This window comes from Microcoleus sp. MON1_C1 (genome assembly GCF_036701945.1).
In the GTDB taxonomy this organism is placed as follows: Bacteria; Cyanobacteriota; Cyanobacteriia; order Cyanobacteriales; family Microcoleaceae; genus Microcoleus.
In genome coordinates this window covers 16,945-36,389 of record NZ_JAUBRO010000060.1, presented here as the reverse complement: position 1 = coordinate 36,389, position 19,445 = coordinate 16,945, and the positions used below count along the sequence as shown (strand labels likewise).

The 19,445-nt window shown below is 46.9% G+C and carries 16 protein-coding genes; 6 read left to right on the top strand and 10 right to left on the bottom strand.

From position 1 onward, the window contains the following. Window positions 1–359 precede the first annotated feature (359 nt). Window positions 360–1,364: a phosphoribulokinase gene (locus QUA62_RS25210; RefSeq protein WP_190662616.1), complete on the bottom strand. Its 1,005-nt coding sequence runs from the start codon at window positions 1,362–1,364 to the stop codon at window positions 360–362. Between the two features lie 587 nt (window positions 1,365–1,951). Between QUA62_RS25210 and petH the strand changes: the two genes are divergently transcribed. The 3 genes from petH (at window position 1,952) to QUA62_RS25195 (ending at window position 5,858) form a co-directional block, all read left to right on the top strand. Next, window positions 1,952–3,157: a ferredoxin--NADP reductase gene (petH, locus tag QUA62_RS25205; RefSeq protein WP_333283500.1), complete on the top strand. Its 1,206-nt coding sequence runs from the start codon at window positions 1,952–1,954 to the stop codon at window positions 3,155–3,157. Window positions 3,158–3,476: 319 nt separating this feature from the next. Continuing rightward, on the top strand, window positions 3,477–4,793 hold the full coding sequence (locus tag QUA62_RS25200) for a homoserine dehydrogenase (protein ID WP_333407501.1): 1,317 nt from the start codon (window positions 3,477–3,479) through the stop codon (window positions 4,791–4,793). 213 nt (window positions 4,794–5,006) lie between these two features. Continuing rightward, entirely contained in the window at window positions 5,007–5,858 is an 852-nt protein-coding gene (locus QUA62_RS25195; RefSeq protein ID WP_333407500.1) for a hypothetical protein, read from the top strand. Between the two features lie 17 nt (window positions 5,859–5,875). Here QUA62_RS25195 and QUA62_RS25190 read toward each other — a convergent pair whose 3' ends face one another. Both QUA62_RS25190 and QUA62_RS25185 read right to left on the bottom strand, forming a co-directional pair. Next, window positions 5,876–6,352, bottom strand: coding sequence for a hypothetical protein (locus QUA62_RS25190; protein ID WP_333407499.1), 477 nt, complete (start codon window positions 6,350–6,352; stop codon window positions 5,876–5,878). Window positions 6,353–6,512: 160 nt separating this feature from the next. Continuing rightward, the gene (locus tag QUA62_RS25185; RefSeq protein ID WP_333407498.1) at window positions 6,513–7,397 is read right to left on the bottom strand and encodes a PhzF family phenazine biosynthesis protein; all 885 of its coding nucleotides are present in this window, start codon (window positions 7,395–7,397) and stop codon (window positions 6,513–6,515) included. Window positions 7,398–7,571: 174 nt separating this feature from the next. Between QUA62_RS25185 and QUA62_RS25180 the strand changes: the two genes are divergently transcribed. Together QUA62_RS25180 and QUA62_RS25175 are read left to right on the top strand one after the other, a co-directional pair. Next, the gene (locus QUA62_RS25180; protein WP_333407497.1) at window positions 7,572–8,894 is read left to right on the top strand and encodes a WD40 repeat domain-containing protein; all 1,323 of its coding nucleotides are present in this window, start codon (window positions 7,572–7,574) and stop codon (window positions 8,892–8,894) included. 146 nt (window positions 8,895–9,040) lie between these two features. Continuing rightward, window positions 9,041–9,595, top strand: a complete 555-nt coding sequence (locus QUA62_RS25175; protein WP_333407496.1) for a Uma2 family endonuclease — start codon at window positions 9,041–9,043, stop codon at window positions 9,593–9,595. Window positions 9,596–9,690: 95 nt separating this feature from the next. Here QUA62_RS25175 and trpE read toward each other — a convergent pair whose 3' ends face one another. From trpE to QUA62_RS25155, 4 genes are all read right to left on the bottom strand, one after another. Next, a complete protein-coding gene (gene trpE / locus QUA62_RS25170; protein ID WP_333407495.1) occupies window positions 9,691–11,238 on the bottom strand; it encodes an anthranilate synthase component I in 1,548 nt (515 codons plus the stop codon). Window positions 11,239–11,258: 20 nt separating this feature from the next. Beyond that, window positions 11,259–12,119 (bottom strand): GNAT family N-acetyltransferase, encoded by an 861-nt coding sequence (locus QUA62_RS25165; protein ID WP_333407494.1) that lies wholly within the window; start codon window positions 12,117–12,119, stop codon window positions 11,259–11,261. Window positions 12,120–12,282: 163 nt separating this feature from the next. Then, on the bottom strand, window positions 12,283–12,708 hold the full coding sequence (locus tag QUA62_RS25160; protein ID WP_332949173.1) for a photosystem I reaction center subunit II PsaD: 426 nt from the start codon (window positions 12,706–12,708) through the stop codon (window positions 12,283–12,285). Window positions 12,709–13,007: 299 nt separating this feature from the next. Then, on the bottom strand, window positions 13,008–13,490 hold the full coding sequence (locus QUA62_RS25155) for a peptidoglycan-binding protein (RefSeq protein WP_333407493.1): 483 nt from the start codon (window positions 13,488–13,490) through the stop codon (window positions 13,008–13,010). 131 nt (window positions 13,491–13,621) lie between these two features. Between QUA62_RS25155 and QUA62_RS25150 the strand changes: the two genes are divergently transcribed. Further along, entirely contained in the window at window positions 13,622–15,403 is a 1,782-nt protein-coding gene (locus QUA62_RS25150) for a hypothetical protein (protein WP_333407502.1), read from the top strand. 244 nt (window positions 15,404–15,647) lie between these two features. Here the strand turns inward: QUA62_RS25150 and QUA62_RS25145 are convergent, their stop codons facing one another. The 3 genes from QUA62_RS25145 to QUA62_RS25135 form a co-directional block, all read right to left on the bottom strand. Continuing rightward, the gene (locus tag QUA62_RS25145) at window positions 15,648–17,639 is read right to left on the bottom strand and encodes a DICT sensory domain-containing protein (RefSeq protein ID WP_333407492.1); all 1,992 of its coding nucleotides are present in this window, start codon (window positions 17,637–17,639) and stop codon (window positions 15,648–15,650) included. Window positions 17,640–18,317: 678 nt separating this feature from the next. Continuing rightward, the gene (locus tag QUA62_RS25140; protein WP_190662628.1) at window positions 18,318–18,629 is read right to left on the bottom strand and encodes a DUF2973 domain-containing protein; all 312 of its coding nucleotides are present in this window, start codon (window positions 18,627–18,629) and stop codon (window positions 18,318–18,320) included. Between the two features lie 158 nt (window positions 18,630–18,787). Further along, window positions 18,788–19,117, bottom strand: a complete 330-nt coding sequence (locus QUA62_RS25135) for a DUF2605 domain-containing protein (RefSeq protein WP_333407491.1) — start codon at window positions 19,115–19,117, stop codon at window positions 18,788–18,790. Between the last annotated feature and the right edge of the window lie 328 nt (window positions 19,118–19,445).

Sequence of the window (19,445 nt, the reverse complement as noted above, 5' to 3'; positions counted from 1 at the left end):
AAATATAATCTTTTCAATTTTCCTAACTTGAAAAGATTTGATGCCTTTTCACAATTCATATAGGATTGCTATAGATAATTCAAGAAAGTAGAACTACCCTCAATCAAGCATGAAAAACATTTTTAAACTCTCTATTGCCAAACACTCTACCCTAACTCAATATGCTTGGGTTAACGCTTTTTTCCGAATCTCATCTCACGATTTCATAGGCAATACAGGCATTTTTTGAAATTTAGATATTTCTGAAATGAATTGTATTATGCCCTAACTCTTCTCTGCGCCAAAATCACCCTCTGCGGTTCATTTCTCCACAAAAAAAGAGGCGCAATTGCGCCTCCCAAATCTTTCATGTCTGTGTTCTAAACACTAACAGCCACTTTCGCTTCTTTTGCAGTCAACTTCTCGTAAGTCGCCCGCATCTTCAATCCGACTAACACTTGGAACAAACCAGTACCATTGTTGGAACCAGGATATTCGCGGTGCTGGAGTAACAGGTGAGTTAACTCGCCTTCATACTTCGCAGAAGTCTTGCTCAAATGGCTTTCGATGTAAATAACTTCTTCGAGATTCTCGAATTGACCATCTACTTCCAAAATCGAGACTTCGTGACCGTAGAAAGCATCAGGCCCGTAGTACATCTTAATTCCGGGATAGGAACAAGTCAGCTTGCGGCCGCAAGGAACCCAGTTAATTGTTGAACCTTCGTCAAACAAATACGCAGGCTCAAAATTGGCGATGCCTTCGCGCTGGATCATCTGCACGCGCAGAACCTTCCGCTCTTTGTCATCTTTGATCAAGTTGGTCGGCAACACTTGAATTACCACATCAGCATATTGCTTTTGCGGGTCGATGTAGGCTGTAAAATCCGGTTTGCGAGCATTGATCGCAAACAGCACGTCTTCGTAACGGTGGCCCCGTTCCGCCATGTCGCGCTGGATTTTCCAAGCAATTTTTACCTCGTCGCTGATGTCGAGGTAGACGCTGAAGTCGAGGAGCGATCGAACTCGCTCGTCGTACAGCGGATGCAGCCCCTCAATCACAATCACGTGATTCGGCTCTACCCTTTCGGGCGGGTCGATCATACCGGTTTCGTGGTTGTAGATCGGCTTGTCGATCGCATTACCTTCTTTGAGAGCCTTCATTTGCTCGGCCATCAGGTCAAAATTGTTGGCTCTGGGGTCAAGGGCTGTAATCCCTGTTTCCTTGCGCTGCTTGCGATCGAGACTGTGATAGTCGTCGAGGCAGATTACAGTCACGAAATCTTCCCCGAACAAATCTGTCAATCGGCGTAAAAAAGTAGATTTTCCGCATCCGGAATCTCCGGCAACGCCAATTAAAACCACGCGATCCGGCTTACTGGTCATAGTTTCCCTCTAAAACAATCACGGTTTACTAACTAACTCAAGTCTAGATTCCACAAAATTTCAGCCCGCAGGTAGCGACCAGCAGGCTTTATGCTGCTTTGCTACCCCGAGAGGATCGAGTTCTCACCAGCATACAGCAGTGAGTTGACTGCCTGCCCGGGAAGACCCAAGCAATCTTCAAGGCAAGTAATTAATACTAACTTTAGCGGTTAATCTTACCAGAATGCGTCCGCCCCCTACAAGCTCAACCTCATTAAACTGCTCGAATCTTCCTTTCTCGGGTGGGGCGCTCCCCAAATCAGAAGGACTTATCGGGGCAGATCCCCCGATCGGGTAAAATATTGGCAGTACGCAGACAACAATAGCTATAGGTCAACAGCCGAACGCAATAGGGCTCGGTGAGCGCGGCGTTCGGCTAGTAGGGATTTGATACGCGAGCGATCGCAACTTCAACCTTCCCGCCGGCGTGGCGAGGCCCAAAAATTGGCGCGGCCAATTAGTCCCGATGGCCTTAAGAAAAAAGTAAATTGAGTCTAACGTCACATTCTCTTTCTTTATAACTCTGTATCGTGAAGGAAAATCAACCAATGTACAGCCCAAGCATATCTGGTGTGGCGGCCAACTCAGAATCAGGCAGCCGCATCTTTGTTTACGAAGTGGAGGGTATGCGTCAGAGCCAAGCAACTGACCAATTAAGTAACCCGATTCGCCGTAGTGGCAGCGTATTTATCTCCGTGCCCTACGATCGCATGAATCAGGAAATGCGTAGGATTGCTCGCATGGGTGGAAGAATTGTCAGCATCCGCCCCTCAAACAGCGCGCCCGAAACAAATGGCAAAGTCGCACCAGAAGCAGGGCTACAGAGTCAGAAATCTGGAGAAGAAACTAAGCCCATGACTCAAGCCAAGGAAAAAGTTCAGGTTCCTGTTAACCTCTACAAGCCGGCCAATCCCTATATTGGTAAGTGCATTTCTACAGAAGAATTGGTCAGAGAAGGCGGCGAGGGTACAGTCCGTCACGTCAAATTTGACATTTCTGGAGGCAATTTGCACTATCTCGAAGGTCAAAGTATCGGGATTATTCCCGATGGCACAGATAAAAACGGCAAACCTCACAAAATTCGGTTGTATTCGATCGCCTCCACCCGTCACGGAGACGATGTAGACGACAAAACAGTCTCTCTGTGCGTCCGCCGCCTAGAGTACAAAAGCCCAGAAACAGGCGAACAAGTGTTCGGCGTTTGTTCGACTTTTCTCACCGGTTTGCAACCGGGGGATGATGTCAAAATCACCGGCCCCGTAGGCAAGGAAATGCTGTTACCCGACGACGAGGAAGCCACCGTGATTATGATGGCTACCGGTACGGGTATTGCTCCTTTCCGGGCTTATTTGTGGCGGATGTTTAAAGAAAACAATCCAGATTACAAATTCAAAGGTTTAGCTTGGCTGTTCTTTGGAGTTGCTTACACTCCCAACATTCTCTATAAGGAAGAGTTGGAGCAATTGCAGCGCGAGTTCCCCGATAATTTCCGCTTGACTTATGCCATCAGCCGCGAGCAAAAGAATGTTGACGGCGGCAAGATGTACATTCAAAACCGGATTCAAGAGAACGCAGACGAATTGTGGGAATTGGTTCAAAAGCCGAATACTCACACTTATATCTGCGGTTTGAAGGGCATGGAAGGCGGAATTGATGAGGGAATGTCGGCTGCATCTAGCAAGTTCGGCGTTGACTGGGCTGCCTATCAGAAACAGTTGAAGAAAGAACACCGTTGGCACGTTGAAACTTATTAATGTGTTACCTGATTTAATCTGATTTGTAGGGTGGGCTTGGCTCGCCCTACAATTGTTTTTAGGGCAATTATATCCGACTTGTAATATCGTTTCCGGTTGCATCGGAATAATAAAATCGAGTCAACAGTTAACACTCAACCATTCAGTTTTTCGACCCGCCCGTCAACAGTCAACAGTCAACAGTCAACAACCATGTATGAGTGCAACCGGAATTGATATAAGGTACCGAATGCGTACCCTACAATACTATTTTCACTGCTCCGGTACGGGAATAGCCTACAATGGTTGTGGCTTAATTGAGTTTCTACGGGTCAAAGTCGTGGCTTTCAAAATTGGTTTGTTAGGTTTGGGTACAGTTGGCGCGGGAACAGCAGAGATTTTGCTCTCCCCAGACGGCCGCCATCCGCTGTTGCAGGAATTGGAAATCTATCGGGTGGGAGTGCGCGATATTTCTCGAACTCGGTCTTTACAATTGCCAGAAAATGTGCTGACAACTGACCTAGAAGCGATCGCAACTGACCCGGAAATTGATATTGTAGTAGAACTGATTGGCGGATTGGAACCGGCGCGATCGCTCATTCTGCAAGCTATTGCCAGCGGCAAGCACGTCGTCACTGCCAACAAAGCAGTTATCGCCCGCTACGGGAATGAAATCTTCGAGGCCGCCAACAAAAAAGGCGTTTACGTAATGCTAGAAGCTGCTGTCGGCGGCGGCATTCCGGTCATTCAAAGCCTCAAACAATCTTTAGGTGCAAACCGCATTAAAACTGTCACCGGCATCGTCAACGGCACAACTAATTACATCCTGACGCGGATGCAAACAGAAGGCGCAGACTTTGCCGAAGTGCTCGCCGACGCTCAGCAATTAGGTTATGCTGAAGCTGACCCCACAGCAGATGTAGATGGATTAGATGCTGCCGATAAAATTGCTATTTTAGCCTCGCTAGCTTTTGGCGGACGCATCAAATTAGCAGATGTTCACTGCGAAGGTATCAGAAAAGTTAGTGCGGCTGATATTAACTACGCCGACAAGCTGGGATTTGTGATTAAATTGTTGGCTATTGCTCAAGAAACCTCCCGCTACAATGGCAAGCAAGCGGAGGGAGAAAGCGAACTCCTGTCAATTCGAGTCCATCCTACTTTTGTGCCGAAAACTCATCCGCTGGCGAGTGTTAACGGGGTTTACAATGCAATTTTAGTCGAAGGAGAGCCGATCGGGCAATTGATGCTGTACGGGCGCGGCGCCGGTGCGGGCCCCACAGCTAGCGCCGTAGTATCCGACATTATAAATGTGGCGGCCATCCTGAAAAGCCAAGCTGTTCCGACTCCTCATCCTTTGCTGAGTTGCAGTCACCAACACTACTGCAAAATTGCTCCGATGCAGGAACTTGTTACTCGCTTTTACGCCCGTTTTCTGACGCGCGATACTCCGGGGGTAATTGGCAAACTCGGCACTTGTTTCGGCAACCACAAAGTTAGTTTGGAATCTGTTGTTCAGACGGGAATTCACGGCGATTTAGCAGAAATTGTCGTCGTGACTCACGATGTTAGGGAAGGGAATTTTCAACAAGCACTCGATGAAATTCGCGCGCTGGAAGCAGTCGATAGTGTTGCTAGCACGTTGCGAGTTTTGTAAAAGTGATTTGCTAGGGGCGGGTTTCACCGACAATATGTGCCAATAATTGACAATCTCTAAAACCCGCCCTCGCCCAACGGTAAATCCCGACGTACATTTTTCGCCTTTGATATAAGTAAAATTTGATGTGGGCTATCTGTTGTGTGCGGGCGGGTTTATGTAGATTGTTTGTGGTAATTAAATATTGTTGGTAAAACCCGCCGCTACCAAATAATGAAAACAACAGAATTGGATTTTGTCGATCGGCAAACGGGAAGGCACTTGCTCGATTCCCTCTACGAAAAGTTTGCCAAACCCCAAATGCACGATACTTTTAAACCCAATAATCCTTCAATTTACATTCGGCACGAGGAAGGGCAAGTTATTGATGGAAATTATATCATAGAAAAAGTGTTTGAAGACTCTCGCACTGGTTTTTATGCTGAAAGTCGCGTTCCCATTTCGGCCAATAATCCGCCTGTTATCGTGATTCGCGGCTACGGTTCTTGGTATCCTTTCGAGCGCGTTTTGGAAGATACGCCAGATGTATTTATGGCAAAACTAGAACGACAGTTAAAATCGGCGCAAACTGCGGGTGCTATTGATTGGATAAAGCAGCAATTTCACAGCGGGAATCCGCCGGATGTCATCGGAGAAAGTTTGGGCGGCAAAGTTGCTCAGCAAATAGCAGCAAAATACCCGGATTATATTAGATCCACTGTAATTTTTAATTCTTTGGGCGTTTCGGAAAAGTTAGCTAAAACTTCCACCGCTAAGAATGTTTTTCACTATTTTACTTTAGGCGAAAGGTATGCTTTCTGGGCAAATGAAGGCGATTACATACCGGGAACGATTTTTGTGATTTCCCAGAAAGGCAACAACTGTTGTTATAAAATCGAAGAGGCGATCGTCCGAATGGCGCGTTTTGAAGGCAATTTTCAGAAAAGACGAGCCCTGGTGGTAGTATTGGCTCAGTTGCTTTTGGTAAACAGACACAATGCGATCGTCCTCAACAAACGGCGGCCGGTAGTCGTTGAGATCGATCGCACTCAATTGCAAATTTTCCGAAAAAAGCGCTTTGTTTAAACTCAGACAGAATTGCTTCAGGCCGCAGATGGCTGATTTTCCCGCGCTGCGACTGCGAGAACCAGACAAAGTGCTGCGATCGCTTTTTCCCATTCTTGCTTTACAGCGGTGGGTTGAACTTCATCAAAGGCGCTAACTAAACGAGGGATCGCTCGTTCTAATGCCTGTCTGGGAATTGATTTGTGCAGATCAACTAAACGAGTTAAACTTTCTTGATTCTTCAAAAAACCGATTACCCATTTCGTAGTATGATCGGGACTCTCAGGGACGTTTTTAATTCCTAGTTCTGTTTGCAACCAGTCGTAAAAAGGCGGCAGCTTTTGAGCTAAAACAGTTCCTGCAGTTGGCAAAGTTTCTTTGAGCAAACCACTATCCAGACTTGCGAATAATTGATTGAAGTCCGGTGAATCGAGCAAGCTGGTTAATGGAAGTGAAAGCAGGGCTTCAGAAGCCTCAGGGGATACATTTAAAGTCCGCGAAAAGGTTTGCAGCATTGGAAAGCCTCTGGTATTGATGACTTTTTTAGCCTAACAATCACGCGAATCAATGAATATGAGCTACCTCATATTAGCAAAATTGTAAGATCTCGATCGCCAAAGAAGCCTCTAAATCTAGCTGCGTGCCTCTGCGGTTAATAATTTGCCATTAAATATTCTACACAAATTCTCCCTTAGCAACCATCACCACATTACCACCCACCAAAACTGTTATTTCCCCTTCATTCTTAGCGGCTTGTAATAACAGCAAAGAAGGTCGCTCGATTTCATAACCCTGCTCAACTCTGACATCAATCTTTGCTTCCCCATAATAAGCATATTCTACCAAATATCCAGCCAAACAGCCGTTAGCACTGCCAGTCGCCGGATCTTCAGGAATTCCTAATGAATGGGCAAAAACTCGCACGCTTAAATCATTAATGTCGCTGTAAGTTTCTGGGCAAAATATTAAAATTTCTTTCGCTTCTGTGGTATCAATCAGCTCAAAATATCTATCTAAGTTGACTTGAGCTTTTTTGAGCGAGTCGAGAGTTTTTAATGGGACAATTATAAACGGCACTCCCGTAGAAACTTCTTGAATTGGGAATCTCGAATCAATTTCATCGGTTTCTAAATTCAGCACATTTGCCAGAGTTCCGGCTGATAAAACTTGACCAAAACTAGGCGCGTTTTGTCGCATCCACAAAATATCTGCCGATTCATTGTGGTAATTAAATGTAACTGGAATTTGACCGACGGCTAGATTGAGAATTACTCGATCGACCTTTTCGCGAATAATCTCTTGCTGCAACACAAACGCAGTGCCCAAAGTCGGATGACCGGCAAAGGGCAATTCCTTCTTGGGCGTGAATATCCGCACATCATAGCCGCCATCTCGCGGATCGGGCGATCGAATAAACGTAGTTTCTGAATAATTGATTTCCCTCGCTATCAGCAGCATTTGGGCCTCAGATAGTTCGGCAACTCCCGCACCGCAAAATACAGCTAGTTGATTGCCAGCATATTTTGACTCCGCAAACACGTCAACTATATAAAAATTCATAATTATGCCTTTGGTAAAAGTCGATAACTGATATTTTACATCCAGCGTTACAAAGCAGATTTATTTTATCGATCGAGTCACCGCGACGATTTGACGCACTTTAAAGAAGCGCTTAGAATTGGAAAGATATAGAGAAACAGGGATTTGTAAGAATTTGTTGAGGGATTTGTAACGATGAGTGAGTTTAAACAAGAGTTAGGGGAAATGTCGCGGGAAAAGCGACTTTATACTTTAGAAACTCTGCCAAGGCATTTAGTAGAAAGTGGGCAAGGGGAAAAGCTGTACCAGTTGTTAACGGATTTCGATTTTATGGAGGCGAAACTGGATGAGCTGGGGCTTCAAGCGTTAATTGAGGATTATGATTTAGCGACAGATTCTAATTTGTTGGGTGGGCCGGAGCAAAGTCGAGATTATCTCTACTGGATTCAACAGGTACTTCACAGGTCAGCACCAATTTTGGAAAGGGATAAAACGCAATTAGCAGGTCAATTATGGGGGAGATTGCTTGCTTTTGAAAAGCCTGAGTTTCAGAGGATGTTGGAACAAGCCAAGCAGTCGAAAAATAGTCCTTGGCTGCGGCCTTTGAGGTGGAATTTAATAGTGGGGCCATGTTGGCGTAACCTCGCCGGCCATTATTTCGGGGTACAAGCAGTGGCGATCGCACCCGACGGCAAACGAGCAATTTCGGCTTCATCGGATAAAACCCTTAAAATCTGGGACACAGACACTGGCATAGAACTGAGAACTCTCACCGGTCATACTGGCCCGGTAAGGGGTGTCGCGATCGCACCGGATAGCCGGACAGCGATTTCGGCTTCAGACGATAACACCCTAAAAATCTGGGACACCGAGACAGGTAGAGAACTTCAAACCCTCACCGGTCATACTAACTCGGTAAGGGGAGTCGCGATCGCGCCCGACGGCCTGACAGCGATTTCGGCTTCAGACGATAACACCCTAAAAATCTGGGACTTGGCCAGTGGCAGCGAACTGAGAACGCTCACCGGTCATACTAACTCGATAAGGCAAGTCGCGATCGCACCCGACGGTCTGACAGCAATTTCGGCTTCAGACGATAACACCGTAAAAGTCTGGAATTTGCTCAACGGAACCGAACTGAGAACTCTCACCGATACTGGCTATGTATATGCAGTGGCGATGGCACCCGACGGCTTCATAGGGATTTCGGTTCCACAACTTAACACGCTGAAAATTTGGGACACAGACAGCAGCAGGGAAATTCAAACCCTCACCGAGGATTTTAGCTTTGTACAGGCACTCGCGATCGCACCCGACGGCAAACGAGTAATTTCGGCTTCATTGGATATGACCCTAAGAATCTGGGATCTGGCTAGCGGCCAACAAATTGCTAGTTTCACCGGAGATAATTGGTTTGATTGCTGTGCGATCGCGCCTGATGGGGTGACAGTGGTAGCGGGGGGTGTACCGGGCACCGTGCATTTCCTGCGATTGGAGGGAGTTAGCGGCGGGGGATAGGAGTTTTAAGTGCGATCGAGTCTTCAACCGGCTTTCGTCGGGTTTTGTTTGACAAGACGCGGTTTCAACCGCCCGGCGCGAGCGAAAAAATTCGGTTCATAGGCGATCGTGTATAAAATCAGAATAAAAACATAGGAGTAATCGCCGTGAGTGTCACGACTGTAAAATGGACGGTTGCAGACTACCACCGCATCATTGCAGCCGGCATTCTGGAAGGGCGAAATGCTGAATTAATAGATGGAGAAATAATCGAAATAGCTCCCGAAGGAGAATCTCATGCTTACTCTAGCGATGAGGCTGGAGAGTACCTAATTTATTTGCTGGGCGATCAAGCTAAAATCCGCCAAGGTAAACCGATTATCTTGCCGCCAAGCAACTCCGAGCCACAACCCGATATCGCTGTAATTCAACGTTTGGGACAAGATTACCGAGAACATCATCCCTATCCAGAAAACATCTTTTGGCTGATAGAATATTCGGATTATACTCTGAGCAAAGACTTGGGAATCAAGAGCAAGATTTATGCGGAAGCCGGCATTTCTGAGTATTGGGTTGTCAATTTGCGAACTATGGAATTAATAGTATTTCGAGAGCCTACCAATGAAGGATATCAATCGAGAGAAACTCTGACTCAGGGTAATATTAATCCGCTGGCTTTTCCTGATATTGCAGTTTCGGTCGCTCGAATATTAGGGGCTTAGGTAAATTGGACAATAATGCAATAATTACTGCTGTTTCTGGCCGTTTCTTGTTACCAGGCAGAGCCTGGTAACACAGATCCAGAGGCTCCGCCTCGCTACTTCAAACAGCGAATTGCCTCTAACATTCCCCTGGCTTTATTCAGCGTTTCTTCGTACTCCATATCCGGGTTAGAATCAGCCACCAAACCAGCGCCAGCTTGGACAGAAACCGAATGTTTATCGCCTCCTTGAGAGCGAACAACCATAGTCCGAATTGCGATCGCACTATTCAATTGCCCCTCAAAATCATAATACCCGTAAACCCCAGAATACGGCCCCCGGCGGCAACCTTCCAACTCGTGCACAATCTCCATCGCCCGAATTTTCGGAGCACCGCTAACCGTACCCGCAGGAAAACCAGCTTTCAACAAATCCCAAGCAGTCTTATCCTCAGCCAATTCTCCCACCACATTGCTCACAATGTGCATGACGTGAGAATAACGTTCAATTTCCATTAATTCGTCAACTTTTACAGTACCGTTTCGGCAAACTCTTCCTAAATCGTTCCTGCCCAAATCAACTAACATGACGTGTTCCGCAATTTCCTTCGGATCTTGCAGCAATTCAGCAGCCAAAGCATCATCTTCTTGAGGAGTTTTCCCCCGGCGGCGAGTGCCGGCAATCGGTCGCAAAGTTGCTATCTTTTTGCCATCAGCAGTGTTTTCCGCCTTCACCATAATCTCGGGACTCGAACCGATAATCTGCCAATCTCCGAAATTAAAATAAGCCATGTACGGAGAAGGATTTATGAGACGCAAAGATCGGTAAAGTGCAAAAGAATCGCCACTGTATTCAGCCTCTAGTCGCTGCGAAATAACTACTTGAAAAATATCTCCGGCTTTGATATAATCCTTAGCCTTTAAGACATTGGCACAATACTTTTCACGGGTAATATTGCTAGTGTAAGCCAATTCTGTGTTTCCGGTTGTGGAACGGGCATCTTGCCCGTTATTGGGAGGTGTCCATTCTATGAGAGTAGATTGCCGGGAAAGCGGCGATTGCAGCTTCTGAACTAACTTACCAACCCGATCGCACGCTTGCTGATAAGCCTCGGTCAAATCAACACCAACCTCCCGCAAATCCGCATAGGCGACGGCCCAAATTTTCCGCTTCACCTGGTCAAAAATCAGCAAATTATCCAACTGCATCCACAATCCATCCGGCAAATCATTCTCGCTTGCTGGATGCACGGGAACTCGCGGTTCTATCCACTTAATTAACTCGTAACCCCAAAAACCAAATAACCCGCCAATTCCCGGCGGTAACTGCGGCAATTTCACCGGTTGATAAGACTCCAAACATTCAGTTAAAGCTACAAACGGATCGCCCGTAAATACTTTTTCCGAACCGTCACGGTAAACTTGAGTTGTGCGAGATCCCCTTGCCTCCAAAATCCACAACGGATCGCACCCTAAGAAACTATAACGCCCAAGTTTTTCCCCACCTTCCACCGACTCCAGCAGAAAACTGTAAGGTTGACCCGCACAAACCCGATACCACGCAGACACCGGCGTATCCAAATCCGCAACCCATTCTTGATACACGGGTACAAAATTGCCTTGTTTCGCCAGTTCCGAGAATTGTGAGAAATCGGGAAATATCATATACTAACTTCGCTATACAATCAATAAACAAAAGACGGAAACCAACATCCCTCCGGCGACCGATACTCGCCAACTGCCATCACCGCCATGGGTTTGAGGGCGCGCAGCCCCTCTTGCAAGCACCAACGAAACAAACTTGCGTACCTCAGCGGCAAGTGAAAAGAAAGCAATTCTTCGGAACTGTACGCAGCAGCCCCCAAGAGCAAAGCCTGCATATCCGCTTCTGTTTGGGCGACACTGTGGCCCAAAGCAGACACCGCACAAGTATAAGCCACAATGCGACCTTGCTTGCAGGCAACGAAGGGAGAATAGTAATTCAAGGCGTCTTCAATCTCCGAAGTTCGATCGCACCCGCACAGTTTTTTACACAAAGCCGCACATTCCTCAACATCCTCACTAGCCATCGGCCGCACCTCAAACCCATGCTGCGGCTGGCTGCGAAACTTCCCTTCCATTAACACGAAAGGTTCCTTCACCTCAAAACCCAAAGAAGCGTACAGCGACAGCGACGCCATATTAAAAGATTCCTGAACCAAACGGATACCTACAGCGTCCTGTCCGCGTTCCAGCAAAGCTTTCATGATTTCGCGTCCCGTGCCGCGACCTTGAAAAGTTCGATCGACACTGACGGGCCCGATACCGCGAATCGGACTGCGTTCGTCCATAAACCCGCAGCCGACAACCGCACTCTCGCTCTCGGCTACGATCCCAAAAAATACCGGACTCTCGATTAGCAAGCCCGTTATTTCGGTGGCAAAATCCAGCGTCGGAAAATCTGTAGGGAATTGATGGCGATCGGAAATATCTTTAAAAGCTTCATAAGTAATGGCAGCGCAAACATCGATATCAGAAGGCTGCGCTCGCCTGATTACGACATTCATTTTTAATTTAACGATTAACTTTTAATAAGATTAGAAGTTTGCAGTAGTATTTTGGCGCTGCGGGCTTAGCCTGCTGCGTCAGAATACTACTGCAAAAACAAGTTTACAAGCTGAGCCTTACAGGGAATATTACCTATGTTTTGCTCAGCCATGCAGTCATGCTCTAAGGATCGAAAGTCTTCTTACCGCTGAACTTCAGCTTAGCCGGATTTGGATTGCTGCCAATATTGCGGTCAATCTTACCGTTGTAGGGACGACCTTCGTTCACCTTCTCAGGGAACACGCCATCCTTGGGATGGAGGTACTCAGTAGTACCGTCGGGAAACACGCGGTAAATTTTGTAGTTGGTGATTTTGAATTTAGCCCGCAGTTGCTGGCCACCCAAAGCGATGCACTGCTCCTTGCGGGGCAGATGCAGCAAGTTGTCGCCTTGACGCATAATCGCAGCGCCACCAGTAGGCATTTCAAACACCTGCTCCTTGGGGCTAGTCCAAGTGATAGCGTACTTCTCTTCAACTAGCGCCTTGGTCAGCAAGCCGCCGGTGCTGCCGCCGAAGATTGGGGGTTGTCCAGTAAGTTGTTCGGCCATAGATATATCCAAAGGATTTTTACGGCATCGTATCATTGAGACTGCACGCTGTTCTCGAAATTGTAAGGAAAATTAACAGTTTTTTGGCGATCGATCTTTTCTGATAATTGATAATTAGTAATTAATAATTGATTATTGGTAACTTTAACCAAAGTTAGAAAACAGAATTAGGCAGCACGAATACCGAAAAAATAATCAAAAAAAAAACAGCAATTATTCTGGTGCTTGTGGGGCACCCGAATAATCGCACATTCCCCCAATTTTCCCCCACACACGATCGAACAATTTACCGCGCAACCCTAAGTCAAGAACCACTTAGGGTCATAGCCGCGCGGAATTTGGCTCAAAGCAGTCCAAGTTTCTTGATTGACAATCCCGTCGGCCTCAATCCCAAAGCTTTTTTGAAACGCGCGAACAGCTTTGTCCGTCAAAGTTGCAAAGTCGCCGTCAATTTTACCGCCATAATGCTTGGAACTTTTGAGAACTTCCTGAACAGTAGCGACTGCTTCCCCAGAACTGCCCAATCTCAGTACCGGCATATTAACTGGAGCTGCAGTATAAAGCGCCTGCCAAGTCAGTGGCCCGACAATGCCGTCCGGCGACAAGAAAACCCGAAACTGAAACAGCTTCACAGAAAATTCCACTGCTTTGTTAAAAATTCCTTTAGCAGGGTGCCGATAAAGTTGCAACTTGGTTAGCAGTTGTTCGAGTTCCAGTACCGCTTTACCTTGAGAACCTAATTGTAGTTGTGGCTTGTTGGGGATAGCTTGGGTAGATTTCATCTGAGTTGTAAGTAACGCAATAGCCTTGAACTATTGGGAATATACGTGTCACAAAAATCTTTTTCCGGGCTAAACAAGTAAAATTTTCATGTTATATATGTATTTTGAACTTTTCATTGCAGGATATTATCATGCGAAAAAGATCGCGTTTTTTGGTCGTGTTCGTCAGTGCTTTGCTCCTATTGGGTATCGCATTTGCGTTTGATATTCCCAAGGGATTAGCCCGATCGGCGATGGACTATGAAGTTTGGGCATCGGATCAGTCCAATTCTCAAGCAGGAGCTAGCGCTCCTGGCGTCAGCGGAAGCTTCATCTGGATTTGGGACAGTCGGGATTTGAATCAACAAGTCAAAACTGGCAAACCCGCTGCACCGATCGGTTGTGATGGTCGTAATCGACCTGGCACCGGTCCGTGCAATCTATACGATGTCTTCCCCACCAGTTTGAAAGAGTATGATACTAATGGACTGACGGGTAATACGCTCGGTAATGTATCAGGTTTTGGGCGGTTGCATGGGGTTTTGTCAGACCCACAGAATCGTTATCTGAACGCCAGCTTTTTTGCCCCAGATGGCGGCTATGTTGGGATTATTGATGGCGAGACAAAAGAAGCTGTGTCACTGTTTCGGGTTTCCGGGACCTCGGAAGGTCGATCGGTCCATATGTCATTCTGGAACACCAATGGTTCAGCATTGCTGATTGCTAACTTGAACGGTAAAGTGCTGGAGCGAATAGACATTAAACGCGATCGTGGTGGCAAAATTATAAACGCTGTGTTTAACAAATCGGCTTCATTAGGGGTTGGGAAAAATTTACAAATCTCGGATCAACCCAAGGTTTACCTCGGCAAGAATAGCCAGGGTCGATCGATGATCGGTAGCATTACGGGGAACTACGATTTGCAAGCTTTAGGCAACCTCACACCCAACGGACTCTGTAAGGAAAATGGCTGCGGCACCGGATCGGATGCCCCTCTCGGTGGACGTCCGATGAATATGATTATTTGCCCAGTTCCTGCCGATAACGGTAAGGTATTTGTCAGTTTTTCAGGGGGCGGGTTGATGGTGGCTGATGCCAAAACAACTCCTATGTCGATCGTGGGTGAATATAGCAACCAATTCTTCAATGGCGCAGGTTGTGGCGGTGTGCAAGTTAGTAAGAATATGTGGTTGAATACGGGCGTGGGAACCTCGGCAGCCGGTGCAACCCAATCGACCTATACAATTTATGACATCAATACTCAGGCCTTCGGCAAAACCGCGAATGCACCGAATACACCCGCACCGCGAGTGATTTTCAAAGATCCCAACAACACGGCAACAGGTGGTAATAGCAGTGGTCAAGCCTCGAACAGTACCGGACAGCTTCCCGGTGTTTCAACGCGCCGTGACGCCCACGGGATTGCCCAGACCCTGGACGGTCTCTACGTTCATGCCGCCGATCGAATTCAAAATCGGATTGAGGTATTCAATACCAAAACCTTGGCGATAACTTCCTATGACCTTACCTCCGCTGATGGGAAGGGTAACAACATCGGTCCTTGTGCATCGACTTCAGTGCCGGATTATCCCCGATCCCTATCGAACGATCCCGCACCGGATCTGATGCAAGCAACACCAGAGAATAAATACTTGGTTGTGGCATTACGGGGACCGATTCCAGTTTCAGTTAATCATGCCTCGCAAGGGAGTTGTCCTGGGATCGGTGTGATTGAGTTGACGCAGGGCGGGGCATCCGGGAAGTTGGTGAGCGTTTTGCGCACATCGAATACCGTCGATACTGTGAAAGTCGATATTCCAGCACCGGGTGGCTATGCTTATCAGGGTAACGAACATAGCGATATTCATAACATCGCAATTCGCCAGAAGCATCATCCTGGGGGCAGCATATTCGATTTCCATATTAAGCCATGAACCATGTTTAGGGGTGTGGTGGATTTCAAGGCGATTCAGGAGGCTTCTGGCCTCTTCGAGTTTAAAGGTCTTAGCTGATCGCCCCATTATACAAGTCCGATGCAATCGGACTTGATATGACTCCTAAGGACTAAAGTCCTCACTACAAACCATTTAGTTGACATTTGACAGATGTGAGTTCTAATCAACAATTCGCAATGCCCAATGCCCCATTTCCAATTCCCAATGCCCAATTCCTATCAATCTAAACAATCGGAATAGTAAAGTGAAATTCGCTCCCTCTATCTTTTCCGGCCGAATCTACCCAAATGTTGCCGCCCCAGCCGGCAACAATTTGTTTGCAAATTGCCAATCCCAAACCTGTACCGCCGGCGCTGCGGCGCAAAGCTCCTTCTTCTTGATAAAATCGATCGAACACTACTTTTAAACTGTTCGCCTCGATTCCCCTCCCCGTATCGGCTACGAGCACTTCCACCATTCGAGAACCGTTGCATTTCGCTCGCACAGTCACGCTTCCTTGAGGTGTGGTGAATTTGCAAGCGTTGTCTAACAGTTTGGAGAGCACCTCCACCAACCACTCTCCGTCAGCTTGCACTAAAGGCAATTCTGCCGACACCTCGGCGATAATTTCCGGTAACTGTTGATCGACCGTGCGCGATCGCACGCTGCTGAGGGCCAAATCAACGCATTCTTGCAGCGTCAGCGATTCTACATTCCATTGGACTCGCCCGCTTTCTAAGTGAGAAAGAGTTAAGAAATCCTGCACGAGTTTCCGCATTCGATCGGCATCGCCGAGGGCAGTTTCTAACATGATTTGCCGCAATTCTGCGGGCATATCTGGTTCGGAGTTCAAACTTTCCAAACAAACTTGAATCGTAGAAAGAGGGGTGCGGAGTTCGTGTCCGGTGATGGCAATTAGATTGCTGCGAGTGCGGTCTAATGCTTCTAATTGTTGGTTGAGTTCTTCTAAATGAGCGTAGGTTTCGGCTTGAATTAAGGCGGCTCCGAGTTGGGTGGCGATCGCCTCTACTAAAGCAATTTCGTCTTCTTCCCAAGGTAAAACCGATCGGCACTGGTGCATTTCCACCATTCCCAAAACCCGCCCCTGATAAAGCACTGGCACCATTAACCAAGAGACAATTTGCCAATTTTTTACAGTTTTTTTCAGGGATTTTGTATTGACAATCAGCGGGTGTTGTGCTGTGTCTTGGATGTAAACTCGCTCTTGCCGCGCCACCGCGTCGCTCCATATTTGATTTTCCTGCAACAGCCAAGTCTGATCCAGCATGGAACTAGCGCCCGGAGCCAAAAACTCGCGATCGATTTTGACCGCCACATCTGTGGCCTTGCACCGATAAATCAAACACCGGCTTGCCGACAGGGCAGTGCCCAGTTCTTGCACTGCAACTTCGACGATTTCTTGCGGGTTGAGAGACTGCCGCATTGCCGTGGTAATTAAGTTTACCAGGCGTTCTTTGCGTTCCTGAGCGGCGATGGCGCTGTATGCTTTGAGCAATTTGTGCTGGCCTGCTTGCAAGTAGGTTACTAAGCGTTCGGTAAAAGCATCGCTCAATTTTGGATTGGGAATTTTTGAGTTTTTTCCCGTAATTATGTCGGGTTTGGCGGCTTTGGAATTGGCGGATTTCCTGGTTTTTTTCGGTGTTTTGACGAGCTTGTAAGCAGTTCGGGCTTGCTCGATCTTTTCGGCCAATTCCGGGCGATAATTGACAATTCTATCGAGCAACAATGCGGCAGCTTTGGAGCTTACCTCGCGATCGAACGTCCAAATTCCTTCAAATCTGCGAGCTTGATCCATCAACTGTGGCCCGCGATCGTCTTGGTTGTCGATCGGCACAATTTTTTCTTGACAAATCAGGCAAGTTGAGTAGTTTTGCCCCAGCACTACTAAGTGCCACTCTTTACTTAATCCGTCCTCCGGTGCAAACGCGACAGTTTCGTGACACTCCGAATCATTTTTAAAGTCAGTTTCCGGTGCTGCCAGCACGTATACCTGAGACGAGCGTGAGGCAATTCGTCGGTAGCGGTGAGCTTCCTGGCGGTAGAAGCGCTCTCGCTGAAAGCTTGCAATGACTAGCGGTTCCTCGTCCGAACCCGCCAAAACTAAGTCTTCCATCGCGTGAGACAAGGCTGTCATGGAAGATTTGAAATAAATTTGTGCCCGCAGTTGGGGCAAAGCTTGCAGAAGTTCTGCCAGTAGCGAAATAGGGACGATCATCTAGCCTTCAACGTGCATTTTTGCCGATGACAAAACAGGATCGATAGGAGGTTTAGAGCGATCCCTTTTCAGTATCTGATACATTTATGCTTCATAACACGACTGTTTAAGTCATATCATGGTAGCCATATCATTTAGACGAATCTAAGCAGAGGTATGCCTCCAAGACCTTGAGTTCATCCCAAAGTCACCTGTTTTTACCTCTAGGTTTTGACGCCAACTCATCTATTCAGGCTTCGATTCGGGCGTTAGCACTCTCACCATTCAGACTTGTTAGGCACCGCTTGCGGATCTCTTGCATTATACTATTCTTGAGCTATTTGATATCAGTGCCATCTGTATCGGTTTTTGGCGAACCGGTTTTTGGCGATCGATCGGGCTAATCGGCAATTAAACTTTCAAAAATCACAAATAATTGGCCATTAGTTAAAAACTAACGGCCAATTATTTTGAGGACTTATATCCAATCTGGTTAGATGCGGAATGATGCCAAGGGTGCGAGCATCATCGCGATATCTTAAGCTTGCACTGAACTCGGAAAATTATTATTCCGATGAAGCGCGGAAACGATTTTCACCAAAATCTATGAAGAAAAAGGGTTTCGGACACCTAGCTTGTAAGTCCTATATTTTTTTTGAGGCATAGCGCCTAAGTATAAATGCTGCGGCTGTGGTTGTATTAGGCTAGTTCGCCCCCTTCGTCGCTGCCGCCCGGAGATGATTTGTAGAGAGCATCTAATTGTTCGCGGGCGTCTTGGACAGTCAGCGAACGCATCACTAACAGTGGCTCATTGACTATGTTTCCCTGTTCGTCTAAAAGTTCTGGATGCGGTACAGATTGAGAGCCAGGATAGGATGGGTGGCGATTATTTGCCATGAATTGTTGAGGACGCTGAGACTCCATACCAACGGTGACTAGACTGCGGATTAAGTTACCGACTGCCAGAAAGGCAAGAACGGTAAAAGCTAAAATATAAAGCAGGTGCAACATTATCTTCTCCTCCGGGCTAAACAGCCACACAGCAATTTACAAAAGTGTTTCAGCAAGTAATAACTTATTAACTGGAAATCTGTTTGAGGTTGTCAAGTGGGCCGCCACATTTCCCAAGGTTGGGGATTTGACTGCAAATTTAACTTGAACTCGCTTCCTTATTTTCCAGGGGGAGCTGACTGCAATGAGCGAAAGCGTGCCGATACTTGCGAGCATTCGGCGAGCAGTCTGTGCCACGGCATCAGTGCTGTGGTTTCAATCCCAACTTGACCTCCGGTTGCTTGAAATAGACCTTTAGCTGCGCCTACTTCTTGCTGAGCCTGTTTGACTCGCGCCAGCAAGTCAGATTGCTCCTCGTCGCTGAGAAAGGGCATTTCCTCACTTTCTAAGAGGTTTGCCGATCGGTCGAACCAGTAATTGAAATCCTCTAACAGCGGTTCCAGTAACGCTTTGAGCAATTCTGGCTCGGGCAAATTGGAATTAAGCATGGATCAAAATTGGGTTATTTATCTATTATAGTCTTAGACGAGGTTTACAAATTGTAACATATTTTTAACAAAAATTCAATGATTTAACAACAATTAGCAGGTGGGTGTGAATAAATTTAATTGTGTCAGCAGCGATTTTTGAGTCGAAATCCTCAAATTCTGCCAAATTAGTTCGGGAACTCACGGGTGGTTAGAACCGGGTTTTTTCAGGCAATACTTAGTTACAGCCCACCAAAATAGTAAAAAATCCGGTTTCTGAGAGTCGGAGTGCGGGAGGCACTAAACGTCGCAACCATCAGGGCCGTTGTTGTAATTTCCCGGAGTGTCC